The following is an 11,363-nucleotide window of genomic DNA, read 5'->3' as shown; positions in this document are numbered from 1 at the left end:
GCCACGGCCCCGGCGCCGGGCGCTGAGCCCTGCCGGCGGGGAAACGGATGCTGAGCCGTTCACGGGCGGCTCGCCCGATGGGCCGCGGACGGCACCTTCGACCGCTTGCCGGTAGCAGCCCAGTCCCTGGCGGAGCCGGGGCTCGAAGAACGCGGACTCGGACGCTCCCGTGGCGGGCTGACCCCCAAGATGCACCTCGACTGCTTCCGCCCTCGACGCGATCCGCGTCGCCCGGCAGTAGCCCGACCGCCACGGGTCCGACCGGTCCGGGTCGTGGCCGACAGGAGCCGCTGCCGCGTTCCCGCTCGCCAGGACACAGCGTCGTGCCGTCGGCCACCGCGCCCACGGAAAAACGGCTCCATGCCGGCCTCGACGAAAGAGACGCGGAAGATAAGGCCCTCAGTGCGCGTAGGCCTGCGCGACCTTCAGGGTGTCTTCGTAGAGGTACAGCTTGGTGATCTCGCCGTCGGTCACCTGGAAGCGCATGGCGATGGGCATCTGGTAGGAACGGCCGGTGCTCCTCGCCACGCGTGAGAACTCCCCGAGAAGGACGGCGTGGTCGCCATCGACGACGAGAGCCTCGACATTGTCGACGTTCTTCTCCGGGACGATGTTCTCGCCCAGAACTCGCAGATAGTCGGCGACCTCGGCGCGCGTAGTACGTCGGCCGGTCCAGGGCAGCTGCGGGGACCCGGGCACATACCAGTCGATCTCCTCCGCGAAGAGCCCGGCGACGGCGTCAGGGTCTCCGGCGGCAAGCAGTCCGAGGAAATTCTCGACGACCTCACGTGTGGTCATGATCAGGGCACCTCTCGTGATGGGGTCGCTGGGAGAGAGCACAGGCGGCGCCTACCGCCAGTCGGGACACCGACCGCCGCTGCGCAGCGGATGGGGAGGACCGCATGGACGCTACGGCCCGAGGCTCCAAACCACCGCAAAGAGAGTAGAACAGATTCGGACCAACCGGTCAAGAAATGCGTCGCACTGCCGCGCCAGGGAAGGGACGTCACTACCACCTGCCTCAACAGCCCACGGTCCGCGCGGCTCGCGGCTCACGCGGCCGTGGCACGCGGTCGGTTCTCCAGGTGCGACCGTGCGGGGAACGCGAAACCTCAGAAAGGGCCGTGCAGCTCGCCCAGTCTGTCAGTCAGCCGCAGGTTCTCGGAGTAATCGACAGGGCAGGCGATCACGGACACGGCGTCCTTCTCCAGTGCCCGGCGCAACACGGGCAGGAGTTGCCCGGCAGCCTCCACCCGGTAGCCGTGTGCGCCGAAGCTCTCGGCATAGGCGACCAAGTCCGGGTTGGTGAACCTGGTGTGGCTATGGCGGCCGAGCTCCAGTTCCATCTTCCAGGTGATCAGCCCGTACTCGTCGTCCACCAGGACGAGGACGACCAACGGAACGCGTTCGCGGACGGCTGTCTCCAGTTCCTGGGAGTTCATAAGGAAGGAGCCGTCGCCCATCACGGCCAGGACCCGCCGGTCGGGCCGGGCCAGCTTGGCGGCGATAGCACCCGGCAGCGCGAAGCCCATGGTGGACAGGCCGTTGGAGACCAGGCAGGTGTCCGACTCATAGGTCGGGTAGAGGCGCGACATCCACATCTTCCCGGCGCCGGTGTCGGCGAGCACGAGGTCGTGGCGGTCCAGCGCGGCACGCACATCCGCCACCACGCGCTGGGGCACCAGGGGGAACGTGTCGTTGTCGCGCCCGTACGCGAGTTCTTCGTCGAGCAGCGTACGAATCTTCGGGCTGCTTCCCGAGTCGTAGGTGAGCCCTTCGGGCAGGGCCGCCATGAGCGCGTCCAGCGCTTGCGACAGATCGCCTTCTACGCCCACGGCGACCGGGTAGTGCGCATCGACCTCAGCGGGGAAGCGGTGCACGTGCACGATCCGCTTGTCGCCGTCCGGGTTGATTCTGGCGGGATCGAATTCCTGGAGTTCGTAGCCCACGCACACCAGTACGTCGGCCGCGTCGAAGCCGAAGTTGCTGTAGTCGTGGCGCATGAATCCGACCGCCCCAAGGGCGTTGGGGTGGTCGTCGGGAAAGACGCCCTTGCCATGGAACGTGGTTGCGACCGGGATGTTCAGCCGCTCGGCGAACCGTACGAGAGCCTGGGAGGCCCCGGCCCTGGCAGCACCGTGGCCGGCCAGTACGACGGGATGCCGTGCCCCCACGAGCACCTCGGCCGCGCGGGCGATCTGGGAGGCGGACGGCGCGTCGGCGTGAACCGCATCGATCTGCAAGGGCGCCCAGGACTCGGTGGGACGCTCGGCCTCCACATCCTCCGGCACCGCCAAGAAGACAGCACCGGGCCGCTCGCTCTGGGCGGTCTTGAAGGCTTTGCGTGTCATCTCCGGCACAGCGTCCGGGCATTCGACCCGGGCCGCCCACCGGGTGACCGGTGCGAACATCGACACCAGGTCGATCACTTGATGCGACTCCTTGTGGGAACGGCGCAGTGACCCCTGGGCGGCGAGTGCCACCAGTGGCGCGCTGTTGGTCATGGCGTCCGCGGTACCGAGCAGCAGATTGATCGCGCCGGGTCCCAGAGTGGCCGAGCACACTCCGGCCCGGCCGGTCAGCCGGCCGTAGATCTCCGCCATGAACGAGGCGGCCTGCTCATGGCGCACCAGGATGTACCGGATTCCGGAGCCGTTCAACGCGTCGATGAAGCGGATGTTCTCCTCACCGGGAATGCCGAAGACGTAGTCGACGCCTTCGGCCTGCAGACAGCGCACCAACACGTGCGCGACATCCTCCACCGCTGTCGTGCTCCGCGACTCGCTCGCGCCTTCACTGCCCATGAGGCGAAGGTAGGCACAGTCGGACGGGCGCGGCCACTCGTCTGCCTCCGCTCAGTGCGGACCTGCATCGAGGCCGTTCGGAGGCGCTGGGGTGGCGGCTGCCATGACCGGCCCGCAGGCTGGACCCGGGGGGCGACGCGCGGCCGCGCACCGAGCGGCGGCAGGGCTTTGGGAGGACCGTGTGACCGCTTCGTCGCCCGCTACTGACGCCGATACACCCCCGGCACGTTACGACGACCTGCGCGCCCTGGTGATCAACTGCACCCTCAAACGTTCGCCGGAGACGAGCAACACCCAGGGGCTGATCGACCGGAGCACCGCCATCATGGAGGACCAGGGAGTGCGCGTCGACGTGGTCCGGGCGGTGGACCACGACCTCGCCACCGGTGTCTGGCCCGACATGACGGAGCACGGCTGGGAGACCGACGCCTGGCCGGAGCTGTACCGCCGAGTCATGGCAGCCGACATGCTCGTGTTGGCCGGCCCCATCTGGCTGGGCGACAACAGCTCTGTCATGAAGCAGGTGATCGAACGTCTGTACGCCTGTTCCAGCCTGCTCAACGAGGCGGGGCAGTACGCCTACTACGGCCGTGTCGGCGGCTGCCTGATCACCGGGAACGAGGACGGCGTCAAGCACTGTGCCATGAACGTCCTCTACAGCCTCCAGCACCTCGGTTACACCATCCCACCCCAGGCGGACGCCGGCTGGATCGGCGAGGCGGGACCGGGCCCCTCCTACCTCGACCCCGGCTCGGGCGGCCCGGAGAACGACTTCACCAACCGCAACACCACCTTCATGACCTGGAACCTGCTGCACCTGGCCCGGGCGCTGAAGGACCTGGGCGGCATCCCCGCCTACGGCAACCAACGCATCGCCTGGGACGCCGGCTGCCGGCGTGACCACGAGAACCCTGAGCACCGCTAGCCAGACAGCATTGCGGAGAGGTGGACGACATCAGTGCCCGGAGTCGCACCGCTGGCTCGAGTCGCACCGGGGCTGGACAACGCCAGCGGCGAGGCCGGCGGTGGCCGTCGGCCAGGCGTCGAGAACGAGGCGTATAAAACGGCACCCCTCGAGCGTCGCGGCCATCCTCAACTGGACCCGACGCGCTGATCACAGAGACAGAACCTAGGCGTCGATGCTCTCTCCCGGCGACAACCGCAGGTGCTCCGCGCCGCCGAGATCGCCGACCGGACTGGTCCAGTACGGTCAGCGCGTCGCCGGGATGGAAGACCGAACCGTCCACGAAGTAACCGACGTTGGAGATCCGCGGGATATCCGGGTGGATCATCGCGTGCCACTCGCCATGCACCTGGACGTCGAATCCGGCGAGGGTGAGGGCATCGCCCTCGCCAACAGTGTGCACCCGATTGGGGAATGCGGCGGCAACTTGGTCGGCGACAACCGCCGGCGCCCACAGCCCGGCCGCCGGGTTCGCCTCCAGAGCGAAGCGCAACCGCTCCTCGTCGAAGTGGTCGAAGTGCTCGTGAGTGACGAGGATGGCGTCCGCGCCGGCCGCCGCGTCCTCCTCGCTCCACAGACCCGGGTCGATGACGAGGACGCCGCCGTCATTCTCCAAGCGCACGCAGGCATGTCCCCTTTTGGTGAGCTTCATACTCCAAGTCTGCGCCGCCCGGCCCGCACCTGCCCGGTCTCATCTCGACAGCGGCACAGAGGATGGGACTGGCCGAACCGCTGGCGCAACACGGGGCCGCCACGCGCCGCTAAGGGGGTAGACCTGGTTGTGTCGGCCGGGACGATGAGCAACCCCCGAGCAGGCCTCGCCGCAGGTGGTGTCGGCTTGGCCGGACGGCTGCGGGACGTCCGCACGGATGCCCTTGGTGAAGGCGTCCAGGTCGGCGCCTTAGACGCCCCACCGTGCTTGCCATGCGCGGACGCCACCTGAGATCAAGGCCGTCGGTCGACTCACTCCCACTAGGTGTCGGATCAGGGTCGCGGCAGGCGCGACAGCGCGGCGCGGCCGATCTGCAACAGGGCTGAGCCGTCCATGTTCGTCTTGGCGAGAAACTCGATGCCCTGCAGGACGGCGAGGAGCATGCGTCCGAGCTCCTGCGGGTCGGCCTCCGGATCCAGGTCTCCTTGTCGCTGCGCGTCCTCCACGCAGGTGATCAGAAGGTCTTCCACCTCCTGGTAGGTCGTTCGAGCCCGGGAGACCACCTCCGGATCCTGACCGTGCAGCTCCGACGTACTGTTGACCATGAAGCAACCACGCCGCTGCGCGTCTTCCGCGAAGCCGTTGGCCGCTCCTTCCAAGAGAAGAGTCAGACGCTCCAGGGCCGGTCCGGGTCGGGTGAGGACCTGCCGGACGCTCGTCAGCTGCTCCTCGCGATAGCTGTCCAGCACTTGCAGAAACAGTTGGTGCTTGTCGCCGAACGCCCCGTACAGGCTTCCCTTGCCGAGGCCGGTGACCCCCATCAGGTCCTGCAGCGACGTCGCGGAATAACCTCGGTTCCAGAACTGCTCGCGCACGGACTCCAGAACCTGGTTTTCGTCGAAGTTTCGAGGGCGGCCCATAGGTGACACCATACCGATTTTGGACCAGGGGGTCCATATGGGTGCTCCTGGGCCGGTTCGGGTGAGGCCCGTGGACGAGTAGCGGTTGCCGACGGCGATTGCCCTGTTTGCGTCGCCTGGCCGCACTCCAGGACCGGTTGCCGCACGGAACACACTTCTCCGTGAGCGGCTGCAGCCTGCCGCAGGGCCAACCTTCGACGAATCCCTGGACGGCTCCCGCGGTCTGGTGCAGCACCTCGGCGTACCGGTCGAGGAACTGGTCAGCCAGCCATTGCCCGACGACCGTCACGGCGGGCGGCGTGCCAGGGTTGCGCCCCCAGGACCGATGCCGACAGGTCTCCGCATTCCTCCTGGTCGAGTGATCTCTTTCACGGCTTTAGTTTATTGTTCAACTACACGGGAGTGTGTAGCGTCCATATCGCGACAGCCCGGCAGATCCCACCAGTTGGCGACGGACAAAGCCGACAGGCTACGCGGGAGGAAATACTCATGAACAAGATCATTCTGCATATCACTCGCGCGGGCGTAGCCGCTGCGCTCGCCGGAGGTGCGCTCCTGGCCACCATCGGCTCTGCGAGTGCGACCACGCCTCAGCCGAATGAGCGCATCGCAGTGATCGATAGCGGCAGACAAGTTTTTTCTGACCATGGAAGCCCGCAGATCGGCTACAGGAGCGCCGGCGATCATTCGGGCGGGCCCGCGTACGCCGACCCTTGGGTCACAGATCAGTTGACGAGATTGGATCCCTGGGTCACCGGCCAGGTGGCGGCACTGGATCCCTGGGTCACTGGCCAACTGACGGACCTCGACCCCTGGATCACCGGTCAGCTGGCAGCATTCCCACCCTCCAGCAGCCAAAGCCACCGCCTCGATACCGCATGATGTCCTGCCGGGTTCCGTGGCGTTGACTGAAGGCGCCATCGGCATGCTTCGATGAAAGACTGCCGTGCACTCGCGCCAGTTCATAATCAGAGTCCGTGCCGCAGTGAAACATTGACGTGACGCTCTGTCGTTTCCTCATTTCACAAAGTATTGACCCGCCGACGAACCAGACCGCCCGTTCGGGCCTCGGGCCCGGAGGCTTAGGCCGCCGCATTGTCGTCTCCGAGGGTCGGGTCTAGCCTTGACAGCGCGGAACGTTCTCGAGCTGGACCGGCCACTCAGTCATGCAGTGACTCATCCGACCTGCGTGCGGGCGTGTTTGACGTGCGTGCCAGAGGGTGCAGGAGGTCGACGTGCTTCCCACGCGACACAACACGGCGACGATCGAAGGACAAAAGGTCTTCTACCGCGAGGCCGGCCCCAACGAGGCACCGGTCGTGGTGCTGCTCCACGGATTTCCGAGCAGTTCCCACATGTTTCGCCACCTCGTCCCGGCGTTGGCTGACGATTATCACGTCATCGCCCCAGACCACATCGGTTACGGCCATTCGGCCATGCCCAAGGTGGACGCGTTCGATTACACCTTCGACAACCTCACGGGTGTCACTGCCGGCCTTCTCAACCACCTCGGGATCAACCGCTTCTCCATGTACGTGCACGACTATGGAGCGCCGATCGGCTGGCGCCTGGCTCTCGACCCCTCCTTCGACGTCAGCGCGATCATCTCGCAGAGCGGGAACGCCTACATGGAGGGCTTCGCCAAACCCTTCTGGGACGATCTGTTCGCGTACGCCACCGAGCCCAGCCGTGACACGGAGCCCGGCGCGCGGGCCAAGTTCAGCCCGGCCACCACCCGTTGGCAGTACGAGAACGGTGCGTCCGACCCCAGCCTGGTCAGCCCGGACACCTGGACCCTCGACCAGCTCCTGCTGGAGCGGCCGGGCAACGACGAGATTCAGCTCGCCCTGTTCCGTGACTACCCCACGAACATCGACGGCTACCCGAAGCTGCAGGAGTACTTCCGCACCAGCCAGGTGCCCCTGCTGGCTGTATGGGGTGAGCGGGATGAGATCTTCGGGCCGGACGGCGCGCGGGCATTCTCCCGTGACCTGCCCGAGGCCGAGGTGCACTTGCTGCCCGCAGGCCACTTCGCTCTGGAGACCCACCTGGACAGCATCAGCGGATACATCCACGGGTTCCTCGGCCGCGTCCTCACCTGAAGCCCAGCCGCGTACGCGCGCTCCGGCCGATCCCGACGAGTACGGCGTCTGAGGGTGCGCGCCGGCCGACCAGCAGGGGTGTCGAGGGGCGCGCCCCAGAAAGGGTGGTGTGGTGGCCACATTGGTAGCGGTGAATGTCGGGATGCCGGCAGACGTGCCCTGGCACGGCAAGACGGTGCACACCGGCGTCTACAAGCAGACGGTAGCCGGACCGCGGATGGTGCGGCGGCTGAACATCGACGGGGACGGTCAGGGAGATCTCGGCGGACACGGTGGCGAACAGCGGGCGGTGCTGGTCTACCAACTCGACTCCTACCGTTTCTGGCAAGACGAGTTGGGTCGCGATGACCTCACTCCCGGCGTGTTCGGCGAGAACTTCACCGTCGACGGACTGCCCGACGACGAGGTCTGCATCGGCGACCGCTACCGCATCGGCGCGGCTCTGTTCGAGGTCACCCAGCCCCGAGTCACCTGCTACCGGGTGGGGCTGCGTATGGGGGAACCCCGGATGGCGGCCCTCCTGGTGGCCCACCACCGGCCCGGCTTCTACCTGCGTGTCATCGAGGAGGGCGAGGTGGAGGCCGGCCAGGACATTGTCAAGGAGTCCACTGGCCCGGAGGCCATGACCGTCGCGGAGCTCGACGCCGTGCTCTACCTCTCCGGACACACCCGCGAACAGGTGGAGAGGGCACTTCGGATCCCCGCCCTCAGCCCCGGCTGGCAGGGCTCCATGAAGACCCTCCTGGACCAGGAGGACCACCCGTCAGCCGGTGATTCCTCCGGCAGCGCAGGGCTCAGCGCAGCGGCCACCGCACCTCCGCCCGCCTGGCCCGGATTCCGGCCGCTCACCGTCACGGAAATACAGCCCGAAAGCCGCAGCGTCTTCTCGCTACGGCTGGCCGCCGCCAACGGTTCCCCGCTCCCGGCGGCACGGCCGGGCCAGTTCATCACCGTCAAGGTACGTCCCGGCGGAGAGGCTCCGCCTCTTGTCCGCAGCTACTCGTTGTCCGGGGAGCCGGGGACGTCCACCTACAGGATCAGCGTGAAGGTCGAACCACACGGTGCCGCCAGCAACGCGCTGCGAGCCCACATCCGCGCCGGCGACCGGCTGGAGGCCGCAGCGCCCCGCGGCACCTTTTGCCTGGCTGACGGTGACAATCCGGTGGTTCTGCTGTCCGCCGGCGTAGGTGCCACTCCGGTTCTGGCCATGTTGCACGCCCTCGCCCGCGACCGCTCCACCCGCCAGGTGTGGTGGTTGCACGGTGCCCGCGACGGCACCGAGCACCCCTTCGCCCGGGAAAGCCGCGACCTGATAGCGTCGCTGCCCGACGCCCGGGCGGCCGTCTACTACAGCAAGCCCACCAGTGCCGACCGGTTGGGTGTCGACTACGCAGCGGCCGGCCGCCTGTCGCCCGAACTGGTCCGCAGGCTCGCCCTGCCGACCGACGCCGACGCCTACCTGTGCGGGCCCGCCGCCTTCATGGAGGGGGTCACCGCCGCGCTCGTGGACCTTGGCCTGGACGCCGCCCGCGTTCACACCGAGATCTTCGGCTCCGGCGCTGCCATCACCCCCGGGATCAAGGGCGCTGCGTCCGCGCCCGCACCACACCTGCCTCCGGGTCCTGCAGGCGGCGGCCCGCAGGTGTCCTTCGCCCGCAGCGGCCTCAACGTCCCCTGGGACGACACCAAGGACTCACTGCTCGAACTCGCTGAGGCCTGCGACGTCCCGGTCCAGTGGTCCTGTCGCACCGGGGTCTGCCACACCTGCGAACTCGCCCTGATGTCCGGGGCCGTCAACTACGCGCCTGAGCCCGTCGAGCCGCCGGGCGAGGGCAACATCCTGATCTGCTGCTCCAGACCGGCCGGAGAGATCGTTCTGGACTTGTGAGTCCGCCATGGCGTGGTGGACGCTGTCGTGGCTGTCGTCGGCGATCACCGCGCATGAGATTCTGACGGCAGCGAACAGGAGCAACTGCTCGGCGTTCCGTCACCGCACAGGCACGGGTCTTTCAGCGACCACGTCACTCGATGGTCCGCGAGTTTCACGTGACCTGAGGCGGATTGTTGAACTCGGGGCCGACCCGATCTCCGTACGCACCACGCGAGGGATCGAAAGACGTGTTCATAGTGGCGAGAAGCCGCAGGCGCTCCTCGGATTCACTTCCGGGGTCTGCGTGGTACGTGATCAGCGCCTGCATGTCGGTCCCGGGAATCAGGAGCTTTTCGTAGTGCAATTCGATGGGGCCTACTTGCGGGTGGTTGAGCTTGCTGATTCCGGTGGTTTTGTGCGTGACGTCCTGGCGTGCCCAGAGCCTTCGGAATCGTTCGCTGCGCAAGGAGAGTTCCCCGACTAGTTCGACCAGACGGGACTCCTCCGTGTCCGCACCGACGATGGAGCGAAGGTAGGGCACGACACGTGCTGTCATCTCATCCCAGTCCGTGTGGAGCGCGCGCATCTCCGGTTCCAGGAAGGCGGCGAGGATGCCGTTCTGGCCGGGAGCGTTGTAGGGAGATAGGGCGACGGCAAGGGCATTGGCCGCGAGCACATCCATGTACTTGCCGTGTACGTACGCAGCGGTCAGAGGCCAGCTGTTGATCAGGGTGTGAATGCCGTCACTGACACATGCACCACTTCGCGGACGCCGTACGCGCCCGCGGCGGAAACCCCGAGCAGCTCCTCGAACGCGGCATCGCCGGTGCCCACGGACTGGTCGAAGCCGCTCAACTCGTCGCCGCCGCCCGCGGCACCACCGCATCCGGAACCCGCTGATGTCAGGCATACCCGCGACAAGCCGCGCCGCCGCCCTCGTCCAGCCCGGCCGGCCGCTGGAGATCATCAATGCCCGGATACCCTCGGTGGTCGAACCCTCCGCACTGCTGGTGCGTATGACGGCGGCCACTCTGTGCGGCATGGACGTCCATGTCGCACACGGCGCCGCCGGTGCCGCCCCCGGAGCAGCCCTGCCCCTGATCCTGGGACACGAGATGGTCGGGCAGATCGTCACCTTCGGGGACGGCCCGCGCACCGACTCGGTCGGCCAGCCCCTCACCGAAGGAGACAGGATCATCTGGACCCACGGCATGTGCGGCCGCTGCCATGCCTGCGTCATCGACCAGGAACCCAGCCTGTGTGAGAACAGGCGCCGCTACATGACGGAGAGCGCGAACTCGTATCCGTTTCTGCACGGAGGCTTCTCCGAGTACGGCTACGTCTATCCCACGGCAGGCCGTGTCCGCGTCCCCGAGGACGTTCCAGACGCGCTCGCATCGGCCGCAGCCTGCTCGCTGCGCACCGTCATGCACGGCTTCGAGCGGCTGGGGAGGATCGCTGCCACCGACACGGTGGTGGTCCAGGGAGCCGGCCCCGTCGGCCTGTTCGCCGTGGCCAAGGCCGTGGCCGAAGGGGCCGGCCGCGTCATCGTGATCGGCGGCCCCGCGGACAGGCTGGAAGTGGCCAAGCGCTGGGGCGCAGACGTGTGCATCGACATCAACGATGTCACGGCGGGCCAGGAACGCCTGGCGCTGGTGCGGGACTTGACACGAGGCCACGGAGCGGACGTCGTACTGGAGATGTCCGGGATACCGGCAGCCTTCTCCGAGGGCGTGGACATGCTGCGCGTCGGCGGCCGCTACCTCATCGTCGGCCAGGCCCACGAGCGCACCGTGCCGTTCAACCTGAGCGTGATCATGCACAAACAGGCCACGTTCATCGGCTCCCGCTCAGCTGGAGTCGACCACTACTGGAAGGCGCTGGAGTTCCTGCGCAGTCACGCCGACCGGTTCGCCTGGGAGGACTTGGTCTCCCGTCACTACAAGCTTGACGAGATCAACGAAGCGTTCGAGCAGATGCGTTCCTGGAGCGAGATCAAGCCCGTCATCGATTTCACCCAGGACTGACCTTCGGAGGATTCTCATCAACAC

At 67.1% G+C, this 11,363-nt stretch carries 10 protein-coding genes and 1 pseudogene; 6 read left to right on the top strand and 5 right to left on the bottom strand.

All coding sequences use genetic code 11. The annotated features are described in order from the left end of the window. Positions 1–399 precede the first annotated feature (399 nt). Complete coding sequence (locus tag CCN33_RS05715) at positions 400–798, bottom strand: nuclear transport factor 2 family protein (protein WP_086691772.1); 399 nt, start codon at positions 796–798, stop codon at positions 400–402. A gap of 314 nt (positions 799–1,112) precedes the next feature. After that, complete coding sequence (locus CCN33_RS05710; RefSeq protein WP_086691770.1) at positions 1,113–2,804, bottom strand: acetolactate synthase large subunit; 1,692 nt, start codon at positions 2,802–2,804, stop codon at positions 1,113–1,115. Positions 2,805–2,985: 181 nt separating this feature from the next. Between CCN33_RS05710 and CCN33_RS05705 the strand changes: the two genes are divergently transcribed. Beyond that, a complete protein-coding gene (locus CCN33_RS05705; RefSeq protein WP_086691768.1) occupies positions 2,986–3,729 on the top strand; it encodes a flavodoxin family protein in 744 nt (247 codons plus the stop codon). A 268-nt stretch (positions 3,730–3,997) separates the two neighbouring features. Here CCN33_RS05705 and CCN33_RS05700 read toward each other — a convergent pair. Together CCN33_RS05700 and CCN33_RS05695 are read right to left on the bottom strand one after the other, a co-directional pair. Beyond that, positions 3,998–4,420, bottom strand: a pseudogene (locus CCN33_RS05700) (MBL fold metallo-hydrolase); the annotation flags it as partial. Between the two features lie 332 nt (positions 4,421–4,752). Then, positions 4,753–5,295 carry a TetR/AcrR family transcriptional regulator gene (locus tag CCN33_RS05695; protein WP_208621663.1) on the bottom strand — a complete coding sequence of 181 codons (543 nt, stop codon included), beginning with the start codon at positions 5,293–5,295 and terminating at the stop codon, positions 4,753–4,755. Positions 5,296–5,829: 534 nt separating this feature from the next. On the opposite strand from CCN33_RS05695, the gene CCN33_RS05690 reads away from it, so the two are divergent. The 3 genes from CCN33_RS05690 to CCN33_RS05680 all read left to right on the top strand — a co-directional run bounded on the left by CCN33_RS05690 (position 5,830) and on the right by CCN33_RS05680 (position 9,330). Beyond that, entirely contained in the window at positions 5,830–6,222 is a 393-nt protein-coding gene (locus CCN33_RS05690) for a hypothetical protein (RefSeq protein WP_086691766.1), read from the top strand. Positions 6,223–6,575: 353 nt separating this feature from the next. Further along, positions 6,576–7,442 carry an alpha/beta fold hydrolase gene (locus CCN33_RS05685; protein ID WP_086691774.1) on the top strand — a complete coding sequence of 289 codons (867 nt, stop codon included), beginning with the start codon at positions 6,576–6,578 and terminating at the stop codon, positions 7,440–7,442. Between the two features lie 142 nt (positions 7,443–7,584). Next, complete coding sequence (locus CCN33_RS05680) at positions 7,585–9,330, top strand: MOSC and FAD-binding oxidoreductase domain-containing protein (RefSeq protein WP_086691763.1); 1,746 nt, start codon at positions 7,585–7,587, stop codon at positions 9,328–9,330. Positions 9,331–9,484: 154 nt separating this feature from the next. On the opposite strand, the gene CCN33_RS05675 is transcribed toward CCN33_RS05680, so the two are convergent. After that, complete coding sequence (locus CCN33_RS05675; protein ID WP_167387779.1) at positions 9,485–10,051, bottom strand: MmyB family transcriptional regulator; 567 nt, start codon at positions 10,049–10,051, stop codon at positions 9,485–9,487. Positions 10,052–10,065: 14 nt separating this feature from the next. Between CCN33_RS05675 and CCN33_RS30975 the strand changes: the two genes are divergently transcribed. Both CCN33_RS30975 and CCN33_RS05670 read left to right on the top strand, forming a co-directional pair. Then, complete coding sequence (locus CCN33_RS30975; protein WP_208621664.1) at positions 10,066–10,212, top strand: hypothetical protein; 147 nt, start codon at positions 10,066–10,068, stop codon at positions 10,210–10,212. After that, positions 10,212–11,339 (top strand): zinc-binding dehydrogenase, encoded by a 1,128-nt coding sequence (locus tag CCN33_RS05670; RefSeq protein WP_086691761.1) that lies wholly within the window; start codon positions 10,212–10,214, stop codon positions 11,337–11,339. Before CCN33_RS30975 ends, CCN33_RS05670 begins: the two co-directional genes overlap by 1 nt. Positions 11,340–11,363: the final 24 nt, after the last annotated feature.

Origin of the sequence: Streptomyces recifensis, from assembly GCF_002154615.1 — a bacterium.
Taxonomy (GTDB): Bacteria; Actinomycetota; Actinomycetes; order Streptomycetales; family Streptomycetaceae; genus Streptomyces; species Streptomyces griseoluteus.
This window is presented reverse-complemented; position numbering and strand designations above follow the sequence as displayed.

What these genes read in the sequence shown, in the direction of transcription:
- CCN33_RS05715 (WP_086691772.1), bottom strand. Translation starts at nt 798, where the DNA reads ATGACCACACGTGAGGTCGTCGAGAATTTCCTCGGACTGCTTGCCGCC.
- CCN33_RS05710 (WP_086691770.1), bottom strand. Translation starts at nt 2,804, where the DNA reads ATGGGCAGTGAAGGCGCGAGCGAGTCGCGGAGCACGACAGCGGTGGAG.
- CCN33_RS05690 (WP_086691766.1), top strand. Translation starts at nt 5,830, where the DNA reads ATGAACAAGATCATTCTGCATATCACTCGCGCGGGCGTAGCCGCTGCG.
- CCN33_RS05680 (WP_086691763.1), top strand. Translation starts at nt 7,585, where the DNA reads ATGCCGGCAGACGTGCCCTGGCACGGCAAGACGGTGCACACCGGCGTC.
- CCN33_RS30975 (WP_208621664.1), top strand. Translation starts at nt 10,066, where the DNA reads ATGCACCACTTCGCGGACGCCGTACGCGCCCGCGGCGGAAACCCCGAG.
- CCN33_RS05670 (WP_086691761.1), top strand. Translation starts at nt 10,212, where the DNA reads ATGTCAGGCATACCCGCGACAAGCCGCGCCGCCGCCCTCGTCCAGCCC.